The organism is Prevotella vespertina, assembly GCF_009728485.1.
GTDB classification, from domain to species: Bacteria; Bacteroidota; Bacteroidia; order Bacteroidales; family Bacteroidaceae; genus Prevotella; species Prevotella vespertina.
On record NZ_VVIQ01000003.1, the window covers coordinates 78,860 to 102,761 of the forward strand.

At 42.3% G+C, this 23,902-nt stretch carries 15 protein-coding genes, 1 tRNA gene and 1 pseudogene; 13 read left to right on the top strand and 4 right to left on the bottom strand.

Annotation, left to right across the window (positions count from 1 at the left end; translation table 11 throughout):
* Positions 1–1,034: 1,034 nt before the first annotated feature.
* The 12 genes and pseudogenes from F0475_RS03620 to F0475_RS03675 all read left to right on the top strand — a co-directional run bounded on the left by F0475_RS03620 (position 1,035) and on the right by F0475_RS03675 (position 13,718).
* Positions 1,035–3,524: an RHS repeat-associated core domain-containing protein gene (locus F0475_RS03620; RefSeq protein WP_449421265.1), complete on the top strand. Its 2,490-nt coding sequence runs from the start codon at positions 1,035–1,037 to the stop codon at positions 3,522–3,524.
* A complete protein-coding gene (locus F0475_RS03625) occupies positions 3,521–3,943 on the top strand; it encodes a hypothetical protein (RefSeq protein WP_089367363.1) in 423 nt (140 codons plus the stop codon). Before F0475_RS03620 ends, F0475_RS03625 begins: the two co-directional genes overlap by 4 nt.
* 618 nt (positions 3,944–4,561) lie before the next feature.
* Entirely contained in the window at positions 4,562–6,928 is a 2,367-nt protein-coding gene (locus F0475_RS03630; RefSeq protein ID WP_199879783.1) for an RHS repeat-associated core domain-containing protein, read from the top strand.
* A 6-nt stretch (positions 6,929–6,934) separates the two neighbouring features.
* On the top strand, positions 6,935–7,477 hold the full coding sequence (locus tag F0475_RS03635; RefSeq protein WP_089366010.1) for a hypothetical protein: 543 nt from the start codon (positions 6,935–6,937) through the stop codon (positions 7,475–7,477).
* Positions 7,478–7,511: 34 nt separating this feature from the next.
* A pseudogene (locus F0475_RS03640) lies at positions 7,512–9,068 on the top strand (RHS repeat domain-containing protein); the annotation flags it as partial.
* Entirely contained in the window at positions 9,069–9,437 is a 369-nt protein-coding gene (locus F0475_RS03645) for a hypothetical protein (protein ID WP_155715428.1), read from the top strand.
* A gap of 374 nt (positions 9,438–9,811) precedes the next feature.
* Complete coding sequence (locus F0475_RS03650; RefSeq protein WP_155715430.1) at positions 9,812–10,363, top strand: hypothetical protein; 552 nt, start codon at positions 9,812–9,814, stop codon at positions 10,361–10,363.
* A gap of 161 nt (positions 10,364–10,524) precedes the next feature.
* On the top strand, positions 10,525–11,772 hold the full coding sequence (locus F0475_RS03655; protein WP_155715432.1) for a sigma-54 interaction domain-containing protein: 1,248 nt from the start codon (positions 10,525–10,527) through the stop codon (positions 11,770–11,772).
* A gap of 55 nt (positions 11,773–11,827) precedes the next feature.
* A complete protein-coding gene (locus F0475_RS03660) occupies positions 11,828–12,337 on the top strand; it encodes an LptE family protein (protein ID WP_009434796.1) in 510 nt (169 codons plus the stop codon).
* Positions 12,338–12,387: 50 nt separating this feature from the next.
* Complete coding sequence (locus tag F0475_RS03665) at positions 12,388–13,161, top strand: tetratricopeptide repeat protein (RefSeq protein ID WP_155715433.1); 774 nt, start codon at positions 12,388–12,390, stop codon at positions 13,159–13,161.
* Between the two features lie 9 nt (positions 13,162–13,170).
* Positions 13,171–13,554 carry a preprotein translocase subunit SecG gene (gene secG, locus F0475_RS03670; protein WP_155715435.1) on the top strand — a complete coding sequence of 128 codons (384 nt, stop codon included), beginning with the start codon at positions 13,171–13,173 and terminating at the stop codon, positions 13,552–13,554.
* 88 nt (positions 13,555–13,642) lie between these two features.
* Positions 13,643–13,718: transfer RNA gene (locus F0475_RS03675), tRNA-His, on the top strand.
* Positions 13,719–14,370: 652 nt separating this feature from the next.
* Here F0475_RS03675 and F0475_RS03680 read toward each other — a convergent pair.
* The 4 genes from F0475_RS03680 to F0475_RS03695 form a co-directional block, all read right to left on the bottom strand.
* The gene (locus tag F0475_RS03680) at positions 14,371–15,921 is read right to left on the bottom strand and encodes a RagB/SusD family nutrient uptake outer membrane protein (RefSeq protein WP_155715437.1); all 1,551 of its coding nucleotides are present in this window, start codon (positions 15,919–15,921) and stop codon (positions 14,371–14,373) included.
* A 12-nt stretch (positions 15,922–15,933) separates the two neighbouring features.
* Positions 15,934–19,008 carry a SusC/RagA family TonB-linked outer membrane protein gene (locus F0475_RS03685; protein WP_155715439.1) on the bottom strand — a complete coding sequence of 1,025 codons (3,075 nt, stop codon included), beginning with the start codon at positions 19,006–19,008 and terminating at the stop codon, positions 15,934–15,936.
* A gap of 496 nt (positions 19,009–19,504) precedes the next feature.
* The gene (gene glmM, locus F0475_RS03690) at positions 19,505–20,896 is read right to left on the bottom strand and encodes a phosphoglucosamine mutase (RefSeq protein WP_155715441.1); all 1,392 of its coding nucleotides are present in this window, start codon (positions 20,894–20,896) and stop codon (positions 19,505–19,507) included.
* A gap of 60 nt (positions 20,897–20,956) precedes the next feature.
* On the bottom strand, positions 20,957–21,595 hold the full coding sequence (locus F0475_RS03695; protein WP_009434835.1) for a DUF4827 domain-containing protein: 639 nt from the start codon (positions 21,593–21,595) through the stop codon (positions 20,957–20,959).
* A gap of 240 nt (positions 21,596–21,835) precedes the next feature.
* On the opposite strand from F0475_RS03695, the gene F0475_RS03700 reads away from it, so the two are divergent.
* A complete protein-coding gene (locus F0475_RS03700) occupies positions 21,836–23,893 on the top strand; it encodes a TonB-dependent receptor (protein ID WP_155715443.1) in 2,058 nt (685 codons plus the stop codon).
* Positions 23,894–23,902: the final 9 nt, after the last annotated feature.

A 23,902-nucleotide genomic window follows, 5' to 3' on the forward strand; every position in this document is an offset into this window, starting at 1 on the left:
TTCATCTTTCTCCTGTTTTCTCATATCCTAAAGACGCATTTACAAAATAAAGTTGTATATTTGCAGTTGTACACTTCCGTTTGACAACGTATAACGGTGACAAACCTTCTGTCTATAACATGACTTACGATGGCTATGGCAACATCACACGGATGACGAAGCCGGAGAACTACAATCATCAGCGTATGTTCTATGCTTATACGTATGATGACCTCTATCACAGTCTTGTGACAAGTGTCAAGGATGCCTACGGCTATAGCTCCAGTACGGCTTATGATGCTCTTTGGAATGCTCCGTCTGTAACGACCGACCTTAACGGACAGAAGATGGAATACACCTACGATGCACTGGGCAGACAACAGACAATCCGTGCTCCGTATGAGATTGAAAGCGGTCAGCCATTTACTATCCGCTTTGAGTACTTCCCTGCAGAACGCAAGGCACATACCATTCATTATTCTAAGGAAGGCAACATAGATACCTATACCTTTGCCGACTCGCTGATGCGTGCTGTCCAGACAAAGCAGACGGGTGTAGTGTGGTCTGGTGGAAGCAATCAAAAAGTCTCTATCGTCAGTGGAAGGGCTGTCATCGATGCCTTCGGACGTAACATTACAGCTTATTACCCAATGACGGAGAGCCATGGTAATATTGGTACTTACAACCACGCGACGGGTGATCTGCAGGCAAAGACAGAGTATGATGCGCACGACCGCACTATGAGTGTTACGCTTGCTGACGGCAGTGTGACACGTACGGCTTACTCTATCGGCAGCCATGACGGTGAACCGATGCTCCAGACAACAGTCACGGATGCACTGGGACGACATGCGGAGAGCTATACGGATGCCAAGGGGCGCAACCGTGAAACGGTGCAGCATGCTCGTGGTGAGGATATCACGGTGAAGTACAGCTATGACCCTGTTGGTCAGGTGATGACAGTTCAGCATCCTAACGGTAGGGAGACGAAATATGCCTACGACCTACTTGGTCGCAAACTGATGGTGAACCATCCTGATGCTGGTGAAACGGATATGACCTATGATGCGGCAGGTAACCTCCTGACGAAACTCACGGCAGAGCTTAGGAAGTCGATATCTGACAAGGGTTACATCTCTTACACCTACGATTTCGAGCGACTCCATGAGGTACTTTATCCAGAAAATCTCTTTAATCGTGTTACTTATACCTATGGTAAGTCTGGCGATAAGTATAACCGTGCCGGTCGTCTTGCCCTCGTTGAGGATGCTTCGGGCGGTGAAGCGTATTACTACGGCAGACAGGGCGAAGTTGTTAAGACTGTCCGAACGGTCATGGCGAGCGTGGCAGACATCAGGACTTATGTCTATGGTGCTACGTATGATAGCTGGAACCGTGTGCAGACGATGACTTATCCTGATGGTGAAGTGGTGACTTATCACTATAATGCTGCAGGACAGGTGGAGAGCCTTACGAGCAATAAACAGGGACATCAGAGCGTTATTGTTGACAGGATAGGTTACGACAAGGAGGGTCATACGGTCTATACGAAACTTGGTAATGGCACGGAGACTACCTATACCTACGACAAGCAGCGTGAGCGTCTGCAGGTGATGAACCTTACAGCGGATGGTCAGACTGTGATGGAGAACAGGTATCGTTATGATGCTGTGGACAATATCCTCGGTATCACGAATGCTGCCAACCCAACGTCGCTGACGAAACTCAATAGGGCGAAGCTGGGAGGAAGGAGTTCGCATACGTATGAGTATGATGAGCTGAACCGCCTTATTCATGCCAGCGGTAAGGCAAAAAGTGCAAGTTACGACATGGTGATGTCGTTCGGACGGATGAGTGAGCCGCTGACTAAGGTGCAGAAGGTGGACTCAACAACAACTGCCAAGTCTTATAACTTTGCTTATAAGTATGAGGACAGTAACCATCCGACGGCTCCAACGCAGATTGGTCACGACCATTACACATACGATGCCAACGGTAATCCTACACTGGTAACGAACGACTCAACGAACACTACCCGTGAGATGTATTGGGATGAAGACAATCGTCTGATGGTACTCTCTGACAACGGCAAGACGAGTCGTTATACTTACAATGCTGCTGGTGAACGCATCATGAAGAGTTACGGTACGATGGAGGGTGTGTATATCAATGGTGCACCGCAGGGTATTACTTTCCACGAGACGGATAACTTCACGCTTTATCCTGCAAGTATCCTCTCTGTAAATAAGAATCGCTTTACAAAGCATTACTTCCTTGGTGACAAACGAGTTGCTTCAAGGATAGGAACAGGTCTGTTTAACAATGTCTATGGACGTAACGGCTCATATGTAACCGCTGGTCAGCAGGACTACGCTGAACGTATGAATCAAATCCAACGTCAGAAGGAAGCGTATTATAAACAGCAGGGCATTGCACCTGGTGTACCTACAATGAAGGGTGCGTATGGTGATCCAGAGAACACGGGTGTAGGGTATAATGCCGTCCTCACCGAACTCGGCAACCATGATGTGCCACAGGGTTGGATTCAGACTCCACATCCTAACACCACACCAAATACCAACCCCGGTCCTCCTGTAAGCTGGAACGACCCGAGTAACCCTGATGACCCGCAGGCTGGTTATGGCTATGTTCCTAATGATACTACACGTGAAGAAACCTTCTTCTATCACAGTGACCACCTCGGTAGTACATCTTACATCACAGATGATAAAGCCAACATCACACAGTATGATGCCTACCTGCCTTATGGTGAGCTGTTAGTGGATGAACATAGTAGTAGCAAGGACATGCCGTATAAGTTCAATGGCAAGGAACTTGACGAAGAAACGGGGCTGTACTATTACGGAGCCAGGTACATGGACCCCAAAATCTCCATGTGGTTAGGGGTAGACCCGTTGAGGGAGAAGTATCCAAGTGTTACCGGATATTGTTATACGATGGATAACCCCATCGGCTTGATGGATCCAACAGGAATGGCTCCCAAATATCCTACAATAAAAGAGACAATTGTATATGGAATGAAACATAGTAGAACTTTTAAGAAACTATTATCACTTGCGGGTATTACTCTGAAAAACTATGACCAGAATATCTCATTTGGTAGATATACAGCGACAGATGGAGAAACAGGTAAGATAACATTAACAAAAGGAACAAATAAGAAATATCAGATTGTTAAACTGGCACATGAGTTGTCTAATCGGATAAATGTCAAAGCTTTTAAGTCATATAGAAGGCAGGTCGAGATGGGTAAGATTACTGCCGCTAAATATGCAAATCTAGTTGCAGGAGTGGAAGTTGACGGTGAAATTAATCAAATAAAAGTTGCAGCAGACTTACACTTTCACTACCCTGAAAAACGATATGAAAACGTTAACTCTTTAATTGATAAATATATAGGAGATAGGAAAACCAAACTCAAAGATTATATTATTCCCTCAACCCAACATATAAAGGAATATACAAGTATTGGGAGAGGTTATAGAAGTGCATATTTGATAAAAAACAAAAAAAAGAGGCAATGATGAAAAATATAAAATTTCCACTTATTATATTTTTAATAATGTTTATATCATCCTGTAATGCTCAAAAGATAAAACAGAATGATATCCATAATACGAATAAGTATTCTTTTATTGACAATAAAAAAATCAAATTCAAGATATTGAAGATAGCTGACGAATCTACTTTTCCCATAACTGATATTGGATATCGGGTTATTATCGATTTAGATTCTAAAGAAAATCGCATTCTTGAAGGAGTGAAAAAAGAAGAATGGATACAAATGTTAAGGAACAATAAGAAAGATTACGCTGCAAATATTTTATTATATTATCTTTATAAGCGTGAAGCTGCTGTTCTTTTAGTGCATATCGGCATTCGAGAATGGCGGATTAGTATGAAAGATGATGATATTTCATATTGGAAACAAACATTAAAATAGTATTATATCTGGTATCCTATGTCATATTCTAAGAGGAGCATATTTGTATCTTATCTCTTGCTTATTTGCTTAGGAGCAAATGCACAAGTAAAACTTGATATGATATATAATGATGCTGTGATTCATCTATATGAAGAGTTGTAAAATTAAAACTTAATTAGGGATTTTGATGCTTTTCGCTTGGTTACATTTGCACGCACAACGCACCCTATCCTTCCCCGTTTTCGCATGATCTAAAGACACATTTATAAAATAAAGTTGTATATTTGCAGTTGGTATACCTATGACTTGCTTGGTCGCAAACTGATGGTGAACCATCCTGATGCAGGTGAGACGGATATGACCTATGATGCGGCGGGTAACCTCCTGACGAAGCTTACGGCAGAGCTTAGGAAGTCGATATCTGACAAGGGTTACATCTCTTACACCTACGACTTCGAACGACTCCATGAGGTACTTTATCCAGAAAACCTCTTTAATCGCGTTACTTATACCTATGGTAAAGCTGGCGATAAGTATAATCGCGCTGGTCGTCTTGCCCTTGTAGAGGATGCGAGTGGCGGTGAAGCCTACTACTACGGTCGACAGGGTGAAGTGACGAAGACTGTACGTACAGTGATGGCGAGCGTGGCAGATATTAGGACTTATGTCTATGGTGCTACGTATGATAGCTGGAACCGTGTGCAGACGATGACTTATCCTGATGGTGAAATGGTGACCTACCATTACAATGCTGCTGGACAGTTTGAGCGTCTTACGAGCAATAAACAGGGACGTCAGAGCGTTATTGTTGACAGGATAGGTTACGACAAGGAGGGTCATACGGTCTATACGAAGCTCGGTAATGGCACGGAGACTACCTATACCTACGACAAGCAACGTGAACGTCTGCAGGTGATGAACCTTACAGCGGACGGTCAGACTGTGATGGAAAACAGGTATCGTTATGATGCTGTGGACAATATCCTCGGTATTACGAATGCCGCCAACCCAACGTCGCTGACGAAACTCAACAAGGCGAAGCTGGGAGGAAGGAGTTCGCATACGTATGAGTATGATGAGCTGAACCGTCTTATTCATGCAAGCGGTAAGGCAAAGCGTGCATCGTATGATATGATGATGTCGTTCGGACGGATGAGTGAACCGCTGACAAAGGTGCAGAAGGTGGATTCAACGACAACTGCTAAGTCTTATAACTTCGCTTATAAATATGAGGACAGTAACCACCCGACGGCTCCAACACAGATTGGTCACGATCATTACACGTATGATGCCAACGGTAATCCAACATTAGTAACGAACGATTCGGCGAATACTACCCGTGAGATGTATTGGGATGAGGATAACCGCCTGATGGTCTTAAGCGATAACGGCAAGACGAGTCGTTATACTTACAACGCTGCTGGTGAACGTATTATGAAGAGCTATGGAACAATGGAAGGTGTGTATATCAATGGTGCACCGCAGGGTATCACATTCCACGAGACGGATAACTTCACGCTTTATCCAGCAAGTATCCTCTCTGTCAACAAGAATCGCTTTACGAAGCATTACTTCATTGGTGACAAACGAATCGCTTCAAGAATAGGAACAGGTCTGTTTAATAATGTCTATGGGCGTAATGGCTCATATGTAACGGCTGGTCAGCAGGACTACGCTGAACGCATGAATCAGATTCAGAAGCAGAAAGAAACATACTATAAACAGCAGGGCATTGCCCCTGGTGTACCTACAATGAAGGGTGCGTATGGGGATCCTGAAAATACAGGTGTGGGCTATAACACTGTGATTACCGAGCTGGGCGACCATAGTGTACCAGAGGGCTGGATACAGACTCCGAAACACAACACTACTGAAGGAAATGAGCCTGGTGCTCCAATTAGCTGGAACGATCCAACGAACCCAGAGAATCCACAGCCTGGCTATGGCTACGTGGACAATGACACAACGAAGGAAGAGACTTTCTTCTATCACAGCGATCACCTTGGTAGTACAAGTTATATCACAGACAATAAAGGCAATATCACTCAGTACGATGCTTATTTGCCGTACGGTGAATTGCTTGTTGATGAACATAGTAGTAGTGAGGATATGCCGTATAAGTTCAATGGCAAGGAGATGGATGCAGAAACTGGCTTGTACTACTATGGTGCAAGGTACTTGAACCCTGTTACCTGTCTGTGGTATGGGGTGGATCCGCTGGCAGAGAAGTATAAAGAAATAGGTTCTTATGTTTATTGTGCAGACAATCCAATAAATTTATTTGATCCTGATGGTCAGAAGTTTATATACAATGCTCAAGGAAAATTCTTAAGGAAAGAAGGAAAAGATAATCTTGTATATATTGAACGAGATGGTAAATTGACTCAGTTAATTGATCATGGAAATGGTATGACAGATGAACAGTTTAATATTGCTGCTCATATTGTAGATGTAGAATCGAGTGATGCCCCAAATGAAAGCTTGTGGATTGCACATGCAGCTAATAATGCAGTTGATGGTAAAGATGTGAATTACGCACATGTAAGAGTAAAAGGAGGGCCTAGAGTAAAGAACCATTCTTTATATGAACAACTGAATGATCAAAATTATTCGACTACTCCTGCATCAGCAAGAGTTGCTTATGATAAAGATTATCTTACAAGTTCTACAAGAACTACTGCAAGAGCAGGTATAATAGATGCATTACAATCAGATATTGATCCAACTCATGGTGCAACGTTGTGGGACGGAACAGATTTTGCAACTAAAGGGCTTAGCCATCCAAAATTTAGACAGTATAATAAAATAACAATACCAGATAATATCAGAAAAGATTATGTTTATCGAAATGAAAGCTATTTACAGAGGATAAAATCAAAGATGCAGGTGTCACCCGTTTTTGAGAGGAATGGAATTTTTATTCATGATGGCAAAAGTACAGCAAAATTCTCTCTAATAGCGACAGGTACATTTGGTAGAACTATATTTTGGCATAAAAAATAATTTTATATGAAAAAGTTTATTCTTATTTTATTCATTATTATTTTTTCAGCTCCTAGTATAAATGGGAAAGCTCAAAGAAAATGGCAAGGATATTTAATTCCACAAGGGTATGTTATTGTTGATAGCCTTACCTTAAATGGACAGAATACCCAAATAGCTATATTTAGCCCTTATAGTATGACAGCTGACGGTTGTGAAAAATACGTTGATAAAGGGGAAAATAGGATTCTTTTGATTAAGCGTGATTCTCACTTTTATAGATTTGATAATGTTATATCTAATGACGTTTATGGTTATATTGATGGGAACGAAAGTCTTAAAGAAAATGGGAATGGATTTGAATTGTGGTTTGAAAAAGGGCAGAGTTGTACTTTTGAGTATCACATTTATATTGGATTTTTTAATTCAAAAATTAAAATAACGCACATTACATTAATTACTTTATGTAATGATAAAAAGAAGGTAAAAAATATAAGATATAAAAACTTTTTACTTAAGAATTTTCATCGGAATTTAATCGATAAATTAAAAAATAAATATAGCATGTAATTTATTAGAAAGATATTTATCTTATGATCATATGCTATACTGGGAGGAGGAGAACCGCCTGATGGTGTTGAAAGACAACAACGGCATCAACCGCTATACCTACAATGCTGCTGGTGAGCGTATCATGAAGAGTTACGGTACGATGGAGGGTGTGTATATCAATGGTGCGCCGCAGGGAATCACGTTCCACGAGACGGATAACTTCACGCTCTACCCTGCTTCGATAATCAGCATCAACAAGAACCGCTTCACAAAACATTACTTCCTTGGTGACAAACGAGTTGCTTCAAGAATAGGAACAGGTCTGTTTAACAACGTTTATGGAAGAAACGGCTCATACGTAACCGCTGGTCAGCAGGACTATGCAGAACGTATGAATCAGATTCAGACACAGAAGGAGGCATACTATAAGCAGCAGGGCATCGCCCCTGGTGTACCTACAATGAAGGGTGCGTGCGGTGATCCGGAGAACACGGGTGTTGGTTATAATGCTGTCCTTACAGAACTCGGCAACCACAATGTGCCACAGGGTTGGATTCAGACTCCACATCCTAACACGACACCAGGCACCAACCCCGGTGCCCCTGTCTCATGGAATGACCCGAGCAATCCTGATGACCCGCAGGCTGGTTATGGTTATATTCCAAACGACACTACGAAAGAGGAGACCTTCTTCTATCACAGTGACCACTTAGGCAGCACGTCTTACATCACAGACGATAAAGCCAACATCACCCAGTATGATGCCTACTTGCCATACGGCGAACTGTTGGTTGATGAACATAGTAGCAGTGAAGACCTGCCGTATAAGTTCAATGGCAAACAGTTCGATAACGAAACTGGTCTGTACTATTACGGTGCAAGATATATGAATCCTATCACGAGTTTATGGTATGGAGTGGATCCTCGTATAGGAGAAATGCCATTTAGTAGTTCTTACTCTTATTGTGACAACCATCCCATTAATTTTATAGATAAAAAAGGTGATAAGAAACTTAATTGGTTTATATTGACAAAAGGTATTCCTCCACAAAATGATATTAGAAATAATTCTGCATATTTTAGAAACAATTATGATAATAATGTTGTAAATATATGGGCTCATGGACTAAAAGACCCTTCGGATAAAAAATATCGTCAACAAGCATGGGGGATAGGTATATCTAAACTTAGTTCAGGAGAGCGGTGGATGGAAGTTGCTTCATACTTATCTAGGGATGTTTCTTTATTTGCAAGGCGTATAGACATTGCCGATAAGGGATGGCGGAAAAGGAACAATGGTCATCCTATATTGGTCTTACATAGTTGTGCTTCATCTACCTTTGCACAAGAAATCTCTGCATCTAAAGAATTTAAAGGGGTTATCATTATTGCCCCAGATGTAACATTACATACCACAAAAGAAAAAGGAGAATGGCTTAATTCTTTAGTTTACGGGAAGCACTATGAGAAGAAACGTTCAGGATTATGGCATGTATATATGAATGGATCTCCTCTTAAAGATGCAGCGGGGAAAGAAATTATATATGGTGCAAAAGCACAACCTGGTACAAGAGGATTTGATTATAGACTCAATACAAAAAAGAAATAAATGATGTATAAATTAAGTAATCTCTTAGTTATAGCTTTTTGTTTTACATTTGTAGGTTGTACTTGTAATGATAAACAACCAAAAACAAAAGAATTTAATGTGTTACAACAGAAAATATATGCTACAGAGGTTTCAAAAGAGGATCTTGATATTCCGATGATAGCAACTGCTATATATAGCAATGGAACACATTTTTATGGGACGGATAAGGTTTATTATGAACTATCAGAAGGAGAGTTGACAAAAATTAGAAGTATTTTAAGCAAACAATTACCAAAGATGATACCAGTCAATACAATTGGATCTAAATACTTATTTCAAACAATACCTTGCATATATGTATCGGGGGCGTATCTATGTATTAGTTAATCTTTATAAGTATTATTATATATACTATTCAACAAACCCCAACAAGGGTGTATCCTCTCCTGCGAAAGGTCTACACATAATCTCTTTAAGACATGAACAGAATAGAAGTAAATATGACAATCTAATGATTCTTTTAAATTTATCTAAAAGTCGTATTTTAAGGATAGAGACTATTTAATTTCCTTCTTAGACTCTCAGTGAATGAGACTCACAGTTTCATCCTATGAAACCCACCGTTTCACCCTATGGAACGCTGTGTTTCATTGCTTGAAACTCTATGGACATTCGTTAATGGTAAGTACATACCTAAGACTGGTGCAAAGTTGTATGGCTTTTCCTTCTATCTTTGGTTTTTCTAACACGAGAGGTAATACATGGATTCCATTCTATTTAAGATAGTATTATTAAACAAAAAAGTAAATTTAAAAACACCTTTGATCATGTCTTTAAAGAATATAAAAAGAATTATTAATTATTGCGTGTTGATTATAGGGATTGGTGTGTGGGGGGCATGTAATTCTAAAACTCAACATGTTTTAGTCCCTGTAGATAATGTCAGATCTTATAAACTAAGCGAGAATCATGACACAACAACTATTATCGAAGAAAGAAAAGAAGACTCTCAAGAAGTAATTAAATTTTATCAAGAGGGTCGTGAGGTCTTTACTTCCAGCTATGGTGGACATAAAGAATTACTGATGTCCACAACCGAGATGTTGGATACCATATATTCTGGAGACACTTATTATAGGGAGCATCGGATTCAGATAAAAAAAGAAAATTCCAATCTGTTTTCTACATCTATATACCATATTGATGTAAAACCTGTATTGGTCTTAACGATTTATTATGACCATTCATATAATATAAAAGCTATTCGTAATTGGTTAGTATATACAACTTACAAATCGGAACATGCCGAATGATTGACTTTTCCTGATTTGGCTAGACTCTTTTTTATTATATTAGCTGAATAAATAGAGTGCCTCATACAAGTTAGTAAAGCCTAAAAGCCAGCTGAAAGGAGTTGTTAAAGTCTGCCAATATTGCAGCTTATTCAAATTAAATAGGTAATTTTGTCAGTCGAATGAATACAAGAGAATTACAACAAACCAAGCAGAGATATAACATCGTAGGTAACAGCGATGGGCTGAATCACGCCTTAGACGTAGCACTTCAAGTTGCGCCTACGGATTTGTCTGTACTGATTATCGGTGAGAGTGGTGTCGGTAAGGAGATTATCCCACGCGTAATTCACGATAACTCACCACGTAGAAGGGAGAAATACTTCGCAATTAACTGTGGTTCTATCCCTGAAGGAACTATCGATAGCGAACTCTTTGGTCACGAGAAAGGCTCTTTTACGGGTGCTATCGGTGAGAGCGAGGGATATTTCGGTATAGCTAATAAGGGTACGATCTTCCTTGATGAGGTGGGCGAATTGCCTATCGCAACACAAGCACGACTGTTGCGTGTGCTGGAGACGGGAGAATATATACGTGTGGGCGGACAGGAGATTCGTAAGACAGACGTGCGCATTGTTGCCGCAACGAATGTCAATATGCGTAAGGCGATCAGCGAAGGTAAGTTCAGAGAGGACTTGTTTTACCGCTTAAATACGATTCCTATTCAGATGCCACCACTTAGAGAACGTGGGGAAGATATTATCTTGCTCTTCCGTCTGTTCGCTATGCAAATGGCGGAGAAGTATCGCCTTCCGAAGATTACTCTGAATGAGGAGGCACGCCAAATAATGCTACAATACAAGTGGCCGGGTAATGTTCGGCAGTTGAAGAACATTACGGAACAGATGTCTGTGCTGAGTGAGAAGCGGGAGATTGACGCAGAGACCTTGCTCCACTTCATTCCCCGAGATCAGGATAGTACGCAGTTGGCAACTATTCCAAACGGCAACGGTTCGCCGAGTTATGAGAGCGAACGAGAGATATTGTATAAGATTCTATACGAGCTAAGGGGCAACGTGAGTGACTTGCGTCGTGACCTTAACAATGTTAGGAAGCAGTTAGAAGAGAGTAGACAACTCAATGGTGCAAGTGGGTTCCAACCAGCACCTATAGCAACACCCAATCTACCTACTGCTCCTGACAAACAGCCTATTCAGACCCCGTTACAACAAGTTGAGGATGCGGTAGCAGAGGAAATATCAGAGCCAGAGACACTCAATCTTAACGATATTGGAAAGCAATTAGTGGAGAAAGCACTAGAGCGCAATCATGGGAATAGGAAGAAGGCAGCACAAGAGCTCGGTATCAGTGACCGCACACTCTATCGCCGTATCAAACAGTATGGATTGGATAAAGATTCTATAGAATAAGAACCTCACAGAGCGATTCTAACATAAGATGAATAATAGAAAGAGATTTAAGTCAATGCACCCAGCCAAATGGGGATTTGCTATTATTTGCATACTTCTATTGGCGGCATGCAGTGTTTCCTATAAGTTTAATGGTGCAAGTATCAATTATGACAAAGTGCACACGATACAGATAGCTGACTTCCCTATCAGATCTGCTTACGTATGGGGGCCAATGGGACCAATGTTCAACAATCAACTGAAGGATGTCTTTGCTAACCATACACGTTTGCAACAAGTAAAGCGGAATGGTGATATGAAGATAGAAGGCGAGATAACGCAGTACCAACAACGCAATAAGAGTGTGTCTAGCGAGGGTTACTCGGCTCAGACGGAACTTTCGATAACGGTGAATGTGCGCTTTACGAATAATACAAACCATAAGGAAGATTTCGAACGCCAGTTTACTGCAACGTCTAGTTACTCTACTACGCAAAACCTAAACTCCGTACAAGAGAAGTTGGTTACGGATATGATAAAGGATTTAACTGACCAGATTTTCAATGCAACAGTAGCTAACTGGTAATCCGAAAAAACGCTATTCACGAATAATCATCGTCTATCACACATCAACCAATGGATATTGCCAACCTCATTAAACATCCAGAGAAACTGAACAAGGAGACCTTATACAACCTTAGGAGTCTGCTTGCGCTATATCCTTACTATCAGCCAGCACGCATCCTTCTGTTGCAGAATCTCTTCTTAATGCATGACCCTACGTTTGATGATGAATTGCGGCGGGCAGCTGTCTATATCTCCGATTGTCGCATACTCTTTAACCTTGTTGAGGGTATTCACTATCAACTGGCAACGCAAGAGAAGCAGGCAGAAACTAATCAGAAAACTATTTCTGACGACAAGCAACCTACACAACAAGCAGAAGAAGATCGTACTCGCTCGCTCATTGACTCCTTCCTTGATCAGATTCCAGAAGATAATAGCGAAGAAACGGCAACACCTCATCGAAAGCCAACACCTGCTGATGCTACTGTTGATTACGTAGCTTACTTACTTGAAAGCGAAAGTGAGCAGAAGCAAGATCGAACGCCGCAGCTGAAAGGACAAGAGCTAATTGATGACTTCATCAATAACGAGGGTGGTAAAATTACCCTACAAGAGGAAACAGAATACGAACCCGAGGATAACAACGATGATGAAGCGGCTGAAACAGAGGATACTGGTTACTTCACCGAGACTTTGGCACGTATATACATCAAACAGGGTAGATATTCCAAGGCACTGGAAATTATTAAGCGATTAAATTTGGTATATCCGAAAAAAAATCGTTACTTTGCAGATCAAATACGTTTCTTAGAGAAATTGATAATAAATAACAATATTAAATAAGACAAGAAAATGTACACGTTATTCGTAATCCTTATTGTGATTGCTGCTCTCTTGATGATAGGAGTTGTCTTGATTCAAGAGTCAAAGGGAGGTGGTTTATCGTCTAACTTCTCTTCATCTAATGCCATCATGGGAGTTCGCAAGACTACTGATTTCGTAGAGAAAGCTACATGGGGTTTGGCAATTGCAATGGTCGTTATCAGTATTGCAAGCGCATATGTTGCTCCAACAGCAAACACAGATGAGAGCGTTATAGAGAAGGCTGCAACGGGCAATAACGCAACAAATCCTAACAACTTACCTAACTTTGGCGCAAGTCAGCAAAAGCAAGCTACCCCAGCACAAGGTGCGCAGGGCAACGCTCCACAGGCTTCAGCTGCGCCTGCTAAGTAAGGAATTATATTAAAAAAGTACGGGAAATATTTGGTCAGTTCAAATAAAAGCCGTACTTTTGCACACGCTAAAGAGAAATAGCCAACACGGTGGATGTAGTTCAGTTGGTTAGAGCGTCAGATTGTGGTTCTGAATGTCGTGGGTTCGAGTCCCACCCTCCACCCTTAAAAACGGAAGACTTTATATAAGGTCTTCCGTTTTTCGTTATAGTCTATTGAATAAGGGGAGCTAGAAAAGCGAATAGGAAGAAATAGGACGACTGATAACGGAAGCTAGGGCTGACTAATAAGGAAAATCGGAAGAATGGATGAGGGGTTGCTGATAATGCGCAGATAAGACTACTATAAAGGCTTAATCCCCATCCGAATAGCTCTATAAGACGTGAAGAGCAATGTGACAATAGTATCTACGGCACTAATATAAGCCATGAAAAGGACTTACTCTTAGCAATAATCATCAGCTAACAGCCTCTACCCTCTTTCCACGGAATAAGTGAGATTCCACCTTGAGAATAAGTAGGAGGCTTCTTGAGAATAAATAAGATTCCACCTTGAGAATAAGTGAGAATTATCTTGAAACTAATAAGTTCAAATACAGACACATGAGACCCATGTTTTTTAATACATACGTGTCAGCGTGATGACACATACGATTCAGCTCAATAACACGTATGTGTCAGTGGCGTTAACACATATGTGTCAGAACGCTTACTCGTATGTATCGATTTTAGTAGATCATAAACAGCTATAATGCGAGAAAGCCGTGTTACGATTCATTACTCGTAGCACGGCTTTCTCTATGAGGTATCAGGGGGACTTAATCCCAATTAGGATTCTGCTTTAGAACTCCCTTTGAGAGATCGACTTCAGTCAATGGGATAGCCCACAGATAATCGCGATTAGGATTGAACTTACGCTGTTCTACAAGGAACTTCGTGCCGTCAGGGCGCATACCATAAACGGGTTTCTTCACGTCAGCCTCCGTCGTCTTATAGCTACGGGTATCGAACAAGTGTATGCCTTCAAAGGCAAACTCTAGGCGACGCTCAAGCCTAATTGCCGCACGCATCTCATCCTTTGTCATACCAGAAGCTAATGCTGGGAGATTCACGCTAGGGCGTTGACGAATAGCGTTCACCGCATCATAGACCTGGTTATCAGGTGAGGCAAGCTGCTCGTTACGCGCCTCAGCATAAGTGAGTAGCACCTCTGCATAGCGGATATAAATGAAGTTTGTCCAGTCGTAATTATTGATACCGTCGTTCTCTGGATTCATATATTTACGCATACAATAGCCCGTGCGTGTGTGGTTGCCATCACCAATACTATTCGTCGTGTACTCATGTCCTGCAATCATCGAACCATTCCATAGGATAGAGGCTGCTAAGCGGGGATCTCTGTGCTCAAACGGATGATTAGGGTCATAGAGTGGCGACTCTTGGATGGACTTTCCATCAGTGCAAGGATAGGCATCCACTAAGTCTTGCGTTGGCGACAAGGCTTCCCAACCACCCATTACAATAGGTGCAAAGAACAGTCCTATCATGCTTCCCTCGCTGGAGTTCTTAGGATTCGACAGGTATTCGCGGTCGAATATAATCTCGTTACAGTCCTCAGCAACAGGCTGGAAGAGGTTTGCATAATTGTTATATAAGCCATATACTCCCATGTCCATCACCTTCTTAGCGGCTTGCTCAGCCACGTCATACTTATGGGCATAGAGCGCCAATCGTGCTTTGAGCGCATAGCAAGCACCCGCACTAGGTTTGCCGTGATCGCTACTCTGACGGATATCAGGCAATGCTGGTGCAGCCTTGTCAAGTAGACTTACAATGTAATTATAAGTAGCTTCTTCCGTAGCACGCTCTGGCATGGGTTCATTCAGTGACAACGGGTGATCAAGGATAGGCACCCCTCCCATAAACTTCATCAATGTTGAATAGAAGAAGGCTTCTAGGAACTGCACTTCCCCCGTAAGTCTTGCCTTATCAGCAGCCGCCATGGGCACATTATCTATATGTTGATAGAACACCAGACAGCGTCGGATACCCTCATAGGCAGCATCCCAAACCTGTTGGAAATGCCTATTCGTTGACACCGCCGTACCAGCTGACAGCGATCCTTGCTCTGCTCCCACGTGCACAGGGACGGCATTATCAGTGTAACAATCCGTCATAATGGTGTGGTTCTCGGGGGCTACCAGATATAGATTTATACCAGTCACGTATTTCTCTGCCTCCGCTGGAGTCTTCCAGAAAGAGACATCCGAATATTTATCTTTAGGGTCACGCTGCAAGAAACTATCATTACAAGAAGTAAAGAAAGACAGCGCAAACAAGCAAGCAGCAATACTATATTTTGTTCTCATGATTATAATCTTTTAGAATGTTATGTTAAGCCCTATAGTATAATTACGCGTCAATGGGTAGTAGCTACCAGAAACTAATTCTGGGTCTACACTATCGAAGCTAGAGATGGTAAAGAGGTTATCTATGCTACCATAAATACGCATCCTACTAACTCCATACTTGCTCATTAGCTTTGCAGGGAGCGTATATCCGAGTTGGATATTGCGCATCTTCAAGTAAGAAGCATCCTGTACCCAGAAGCTCGAGATGAGCCTGTTCTTCTTGTCAGTCATAGATAGTCGTGGCATCGAAGCGTTAGGGTTATCCTCTATCCAACTATCGAGGTACTTGTTTGTCACCTTACCACCATTATAGAAGGCATAGCGTATCTCGGGCACTGGTAAGCCTTTCACGTCGGCCGCACCTTGTAGCACTGCACTGAGATCGAAGCCCTTATACTGCAAGTTGATATTAATGCCATAGTTGATCTTAGGGAAGTATGAACCTAGAATCTTACGGTCGTTGCTGTCCACCTTATCGTCATCATTGAGATTACGATACTTCAAGTCACCTGGTACGGGATCGCCCATCGACTGCCTAACATGATTGGTTATCTCCTGTTGTGAACGGAATATTCCATCGCACACATAGCCATAGTACGCCCAAAGTGGGTCACCTACTGACTGCCCTGGTACATCGCCTCCACTAAGGTCAACTATCTTATTATGCACATAACTGAAGTTTCCTGTTATAGAATAGACGAAGTCGCCGACATGATTGTTGTAACTCGTTTGAAGTTCGAAACCTGTGTTACGCACCTTACCAGCATTCTGCATAGGAGGATCAACGCCCAAGATACCAGGAACAGGGAGCTGCAAAAGAATATCACGAGTATCCTTACGGAACACATCCAACGTGAAGTTCAAGCGGTTACTGAAGAGAGTAGCGTCAATACCAAAGTTCCACTGCGCTGTCTTCTCCCATGTAATATTAGGGTTTGCCATACGTGATGAGATGGAGATACCCGACTGCAACTGGTCGTTGTAACTGTAATCGTAACCGTAACTGTAAGTGTTCTGGTAAGGATAATAGTTGACGGAACCATCAGAATTAACGGTCTCTTGATTACCAAGTAATCCCCATGACAGGCGCAACTTCAAGTTGTTAAGCCACGAGTGAGTAGACTGCATGAAAGCTTCTTCAGATACTCTCCAACCTAAAGAGAAGGATGGGAATGCACCGAATCGCTTATTCTTTGGAAAGCGTGAAGTACCATCATAACGCAAGTTAGCCTCGAAGAGATACTTATCAGCATATACATAATTCAAGCGGCCAAAGGCTGAACGCAGTGCATACTCAACCTCATTACCATCTGTACTCTGCCCTTTTACTTCACCAGCACTCAACTGGCTGAGGCTATTGGGTAAGTTCTTGCGCATCGCATAGAGGTAACGTGTTTGCTGATAGATCTGAGATAAGCCTAGTAAACCACTAATGCTGTGCTTCCCGAAGGTCTTGTTATAATCGAGATAAGCCTGTAGGTTCGTCTCAAAATACTTGATATCGTACTCTGAGATATAGCTTTGTGTGGTCTTCACCAACGATTCGCCACCCGCATTGATACCATAGAATGGCATTGACATACTATGTACGGGATTGTCAGAAAGGCTGAATGAAGAAGCGGCAATACCACGGAATTTCAAGCCATCAACTATGTCTACCGTCAATCCAAGATTACCTTGAACACTCGTCACAACGTTTGTACTCGTTCCACCCATTCGAGCGGAAGCAACCGAGTTATGCTCGTTTTTGAAGAGAGGATAGTGCCCATTTGCATATTGGATGGCTGTTGTAGGCGCCTCTCTAAAGGCATAATGCATCAAGTTGCTCACCCCTTCTGCAGGAGATGTTTGCTTACTACGATAGAGCGAGAGATTCGTTGACAACTTAACACGCTTATTTATTTGTGCATCAAGGTTGGTTAAGATATTAAACTTCTTGTAGTTTGTGTTATAAATCAAGCCATCCTTATCAAAATAGTTCATCGCCAAAGAGTAGACAACGCGGTCACCTCCGCCCTTTATACCCACGTGATGGTTATGGAAGAAGCCCTTTTCACTTAGCAAAGCACCCAACCAATCAGAGTTTGGATAGCGGTCGGGATCGCTACCATCTTTGAACTTCTGTAGGGCAGAATCACTATAAGGTGCGGCTTGCCCATCATTCTTATAAGCAAGATTCATCAGTTTCGCATAGTCATAAGAACCAACATATTTAGGCATACGAGTGGCTTGTTGCCAACCAACATAGCCATCATAAGTGACGGTTGTACGCCCTTTCTGTCCGTGTTTCGTTGTAATGAGGACTACACCATTAGCTGCTCGAACGCCATAGATGGCAGAGGCTGCAGCATCTTTCAATACCGATATATTCTCTATATCGTTAGGGTTTACAGCACTCAAACTGGACTCTACTCCATCGACTATTACCATAGCACTGGAGTTACCCATGGTGCCTAATCCACGTACACGAAGGATTCCTTGGTCAGCACCTGGCATACTGGAGTTCTGAATAATAGTAACGCCAGGCATGAGACCTGTCAACATGTTCGATACGTCACTACCCGTACGATTCACCAACTTATCGGCTGATACGGTCGCTATAGAGCCCGTTAAGTTTACCTTCTTTTGAGTTCCATAGCCAACAACAACCACATCATCTAGCACTTTATTATCAGCTTCTAGCGTGATGGAATAGTCTGCTTTGCCCGCTTTCACTACGAAGGTCTTAGACTGGAAGCCCACATAACTCACGACTAATTCGGTTCCATCCGTCGCATCTATCGTAAACTTACCATCCACATCAGTGACAGCTCCACTGCGTTCGCCCTTCTTCACGACGTAAGCTCCTATAATGGCTTCACCATTATTGTCCATCACCATACCATGAATTACATTGCTCTTCTGCTGCACAACCATGACAGCATTATCCGCTGGAGATGCTAGGCTAATCATTGGGAGCATGCAACACGATGTAGCAAATAGGCTCACCATGAATAGTCTCTCGCCCCTCCTTGCAGACTTGAGGTCATTCTTTGTTTTTCTCATAAGATCACATTGTTAGATTAGTATATTGCTTTTATGATTTAGGATCGCGTAGGTATCACGCGTCAAATATAGGTAATTCTTAGATATTAAGCAACTAATTGAGACATTTTCTGATAACTTTTTTATACGACATAGTTATCTTTAGGAATAGTCATGGGCTATATCTCTACAAGAGACTATCCAAAGCTAGTAGGACAAATGCCTTCAACTGTACTACTTAGCACCATCACTTTCAATGAAGAGGGCTAATGAATGGAAATAAAGAGGGCGTCTCCTCGTGACCAAGAGAGCCTCTCGTCATCATAAGGAAACGCCTTCTAACTGCCGAAGAAACGCCCTCTTCCTTTCAAAGGAATATATCCTCTATATATAAACAACGCTATCTACTTCCCTTACGGAATGGAGAGAGGTTGGGAGATAGCCTTTTATAAAAAAGAAAAGGACGCCTTAGAATAGTTCTAAAGCATCCTTTCTCTTATATAATATAAGGTGAGTACTACTGCATATCGTAAACTACTTGCATGAGCTTCTTGCCTAATGCATCTGCAGCCTCCATCGTGTTAGCCTCGCTGTAGACGCGAATAATAGGCTCAGTGTTTGACTTGCGGAGATGAACCCATGCGTCTGGGAAGTCGAGCTTCACACCATCAATGTCCGTAACATGCACGTCTTTCTCTTGACCGTACAACTCCTTTACACGAACAAGGATTGCGTCTACATCGGTCTCTGGCGTAAGGTCGATACGATTCTTTGCTATGAAATACTCTGGGAAAGTCTTGCGTAACTCGCTTGCCTTCATTCCCTTTTGTGCCAATGAGCTAAGGAATAAAGCTATACCAACGAGTGCATCACGTCCATAATGGCTCTCTGGGTAAATAACTCCACCATTACCTTCACCACCGATAACGGCTCCCACTTCCTTCATCTTTGTGGTTACGTTGACCTCCCCGACCGCTGATGCATAATACTTGCAGCCATGCTTCTCGGTTACATCACGTAGAGCACGCGTTGAAGAGAGGTTGCTAACGGTACTACCCTTCACATGGTCGAGGATATAGTCAGCCACAGTGACGAGTGTGTACTCCTCTCCATACATCTTACCATCCTCTTGGATGAATGCTAAACGATCCACATCAGGGTCAACAACGATACCAAGATCATAGCCACCTTTGGCTACCTCATCCATAATACCCGTCAAGTTCTTCTCAATAGGCTCTGGGTTATGAGCGAAGTCACCTGTTGGTTCACCATTAAGGAACTTATATTCAACGCCTAGACGATCTAGCAACTTAGGGAGAATAACGCCACCAACAGAATTGATAGAGTCTACAACCACACGGAACTTACGCTTCTTAACTGCCTCAAGGTCGAGCAATTCAAGCTTCATAACCGCTTCTATGTGACGTTCATCAAATGAGTTATCATCCGTATAACTCCCTACTCCATCTACATCAGCATACTCGAAGTCTTCACGTGCAGCTATATCGAGTACCTCAGCACCATCAGCAGCAGTCAAGAACTCTCCTTCCTCGTTCAGAAGTTTCAGTGCATTCCAGTGACGAGGATTGTGAGAAGCAGTGATAATAATACCTCCATCAGCACCACTCATACGCACTGCAAGCTCTGTGGTAGGCGTTGTAGCAAGCCCAATGTTGATTACATCTGCTCCAATACCCATCAACGTGCCACATACCACATTCTTAACCATAGGTCCAGAGATACGAGCATCACGCCCAACAACTATCTTTAGCTTCTTTCCTGGGTGCTTACGAGCAATGAAAGTAGCGTAGGCTGATGTGAACTTAACGATATCCAGCGGGTTTAAAGTATCCCCCGCACGACCTCCGATAGTACCACGGATGCCGGAAATAGATTTTATAAGAGTCATGCTTGAATATCTTTATGAGGGCAGTTGGCTACCCTCTATTATATATTAATGTGCTGGATGTTAGAAACCGCGCTGATAAGTTATATCATAGAAACATGGATAAACATTGCTAGAAGCATCTATCTGCCCTTGTTGTGATGGGACAATTAACTTCACATGAGCTAGTGTTGATGTTGCCGAAGTGATACGTCCTATCTTAATATAAGGTAATGGTACGAGCCAACCAGCAGGTACAGATGCCGTCTTATAAACATCATACATCACACTAGAAGATGGATCAAACGAAGCCGTATAAGTACCACTTGTGTTTGTCACAGACATCTTATCGACCTTACCTCCAAAGTATAATACATTGTTCGTAAGCTGTAAGGTGTCTTTTAAGAGATTGTCTTCACGGAAGCGACAAAGCACAGTAGCGGTCTCACCTTGCTGAATAGCCCTACCTGTCCCTTTATCTACTATCTGCATATACACGCCTGTGTTCTTAAAGAGCACATACTGGTTCTTGGTGACATCAGTCGTGAAGCCCTGCTTCTCAAACATCTCTTCCGTGATGACATTAATGCTATGCTTGATGATATAGTCGTTCATCGCTTTCTTCTCTCTATCGAGTTGATTGGCATAAGTCTCACTCTTACTACATGAACCAAAAGCGAGTATTACCGCCAACATCGCTATGAGAAATGATATCTTCTTCATCCTTCTTATTTCGTTTCTATCGTTTAAATATACCTTGCAAAGGTAAGAAAAGTATTTTAGATAGGGCTTATCCTATATTAGAAAATATATTAAATAGCGTTTGCCAGCCTGCTGTAATCTCATTCCTTTTGCTTGTTAGCACGAGTTAGACGACTTAATTTCCTTATAAATGAGGATTGTCAGGATAAGTCATCATCCGTACCTTTGCAGCACAAAAACATTTAAATTAAGCCATCTTATATGTTAAATGCCTTATTATTTGCGTCCCTAACTATCAGTGGGGCAGCTGGGATAAACCCTGACTCAACAGCGAACAAGAACGTATCACTTGATGAGATCGTAGTAACTGACTTTAAGCAAAACAAGAGAAACCTAACCTCTACGGCTGTATCAACCATTAGCACTCAGCAATTACAGAACCAGCAGATTGTGAATCTAAAGGAGTTAACGGCTGTGATGCCTAACTTCTATATGCCTGACTATGGTTCGTATGCCAATACACCGGTATATATCCGTGGTATAGGTTCGAAGAGTAAGGGCTCTGCGGTGGGATTCTATGTTGATGGTGTGCCCCACTTTGAGTCATCAGCATTCAACATTGACCTCAGTGATATTGCCGCCGTGGATGTGTTCCGAGGTCCACAAGGCACTTTATACGGACGTAACTCTATTGCAGGCATTATTAATGTTTACACACATAACCCTCTTGACTATCAAAAGACACGCATCAAAGTTGGTTATGGAAGGTTTAACGACTTCGTTGCACAGGCTTCTAACTATTCGAAAGTGAGTGATCAATTCGGTTTCTCTACCTCTATCTCCTATCATCACAACAATGGTATGTTTACCAATCACTTCCTAAATGAGAAGGCTGACAAGCTGAATGAAGGCGAAGGACGCATAGGACTCTATTGGAGACCCAACACGAATTGGCTCATCCATCTCAATAGTACGCTCACACTTAGTAAGCAGAATGGGTATCCTTATGCACCTTATGATATTGTAAAAGATGAGCTGTCGCCTATCAGTTATAACCGCAATAGCCCTTACAAACGTCTTATCTCTTCTACAGGTTTCAATGTACGATATGAGAACGGACATATTAGTTTCAATAGTCAGACATCTTATCAATTCATCAAATCACACCAAGGACTTGACCAGGACTTCACCCCGAAGGACATATTCTTCACTGATAATAGCTATCATCAGAATATGTTATCACAGGACATCACCTTGAAGTCGAATGACAAGGGGCGTTACCAATGGATTATTGGCGTGTTTGGTATGTTGCTACATTCCAACCAATTCGCTGAAACGAGCTATTACACGAGGAATTTCTCAACGCCTACTACCTATAAGAACCCCACTACGGGCTATGCAATCTATCATCAAAGCTCATATAATATATGGAGAGGCTTATCAGCAACAGCGGGTTTACGCTTTGATTACGAGCACGCAAAGACGAGTTACAACCAGGAGAAGGTGACGCTTACAACAGGCGCAACAGCTCATGTAAGGGACTTTATTAGTAGTGCTAGCTTCCGCCAATTCACACCTAAGTTCACGCTTCAATATCTCACAAACAAGGATAACCTCTACTATGCGAGTGTCACTAGGGGTTATAAGCCAGGCGGATTTAACACGATATTCAAAACTGATGCCGAGCGTACTTACGCTCCAGAATACAGCTGGAACTATGAGGTTGGAACACGATTGAAGTTCTTGAATGGGCGAATGACAGCCGAGGCTGATTTATTCTACATTGACTGGCGACACATGCAAACGACTTACACTGTCCCTGGTGTGGGTAACGTGATTGCTAATGCAGGGCACACCGATAGCAAGGGTTTCGAGCTTTCAATGGCTTATCATCCAATCAAGAGTTTACAGCTCACAATGAACTATGGATACACCCATGCTCGTTACTTGGAATACAAGAAGAGTGCTAACGAGGACTTCTCAGGTAATAGACTTCCTATGGTGCCTAACCACACGCTATCCTTAGATGGTACTTACACCATTATGCAGGCTGGATGGTTTGATAAGGTGGTATTTAATGCTGGTTTAACAGGTCTCGGTCGTATCTATTGGGCTGATGATAACATCGTCCGACAGAACTTCTATGCAACGCTCAATGCGAAAGTTAGTATCACAAAGGGTATAGTTACATGGGATCTATGGGGTAAGAATCTAACGGGAACTGACTATATGGCGTATGGCTTCAAGATGTCAACGGGTAACTACGCACAGAAGGGTAAGCCTCTATCCTTCGGTACTTCTGTCAGCGTGACATTCTAGAATTAGGGC

Excerpts from the sequence above, each read along its gene's own strand:
- F0475_RS03620 (WP_449421265.1), top strand. The coding sequence starts at position 1,035 with ATGACCTATGATGCGGCAGGTAACCTCCTGACGAAACTCACGGCAGAG.
- F0475_RS03645 (WP_155715428.1), top strand. The coding sequence starts at position 9,069 with ATGATGTATAAATTAAGTAATCTCTTAGTTATAGCTTTTTGTTTTACA.
- glmM (WP_155715441.1), bottom strand. The coding sequence starts at position 20,896 with ATGACTCTTATAAAATCTATTTCCGGCATCCGTGGTACTATCGGAGGT.
- F0475_RS03665 (WP_155715433.1), top strand. The coding sequence starts at position 12,388 with ATGGATATTGCCAACCTCATTAAACATCCAGAGAAACTGAACAAGGAG.
- F0475_RS03660 (WP_009434796.1), top strand. The coding sequence starts at position 11,828 with ATGCACCCAGCCAAATGGGGATTTGCTATTATTTGCATACTTCTATTG.
- F0475_RS03655 (WP_155715432.1), top strand. The coding sequence starts at position 10,525 with ATGAATACAAGAGAATTACAACAAACCAAGCAGAGATATAACATCGTA.
- F0475_RS03680 (WP_155715437.1), bottom strand. The coding sequence starts at position 15,921 with ATGAGAACAAAATATAGTATTGCTGCTTGCTTGTTTGCGCTGTCTTTC.
- secG (WP_155715435.1), top strand. The coding sequence starts at position 13,171 with ATGTACACGTTATTCGTAATCCTTATTGTGATTGCTGCTCTCTTGATG.
- F0475_RS03650 (WP_155715430.1), top strand. The coding sequence starts at position 9,812 with ATGGATTCCATTCTATTTAAGATAGTATTATTAAACAAAAAAGTAAAT.
- F0475_RS03700 (WP_155715443.1), top strand. The coding sequence starts at position 21,836 with ATGTTAAATGCCTTATTATTTGCGTCCCTAACTATCAGTGGGGCAGCT.
- F0475_RS03685 (WP_155715439.1), bottom strand. The coding sequence starts at position 19,008 with ATGAGAAAAACAAAGAATGACCTCAAGTCTGCAAGGAGGGGCGAGAGA.
- F0475_RS03630 (WP_199879783.1), top strand. The coding sequence starts at position 4,562 with ATGGCGAGCGTGGCAGATATTAGGACTTATGTCTATGGTGCTACGTAT.
- F0475_RS03635 (WP_089366010.1), top strand. The coding sequence starts at position 6,935 with ATGAAAAAGTTTATTCTTATTTTATTCATTATTATTTTTTCAGCTCCT.
- F0475_RS03625 (WP_089367363.1), top strand. The coding sequence starts at position 3,521 with ATGATGAAAAATATAAAATTTCCACTTATTATATTTTTAATAATGTTT.
- F0475_RS03695 (WP_009434835.1), bottom strand. The coding sequence starts at position 21,595 with ATGAAGAAGATATCATTTCTCATAGCGATGTTGGCGGTAATACTCGCT.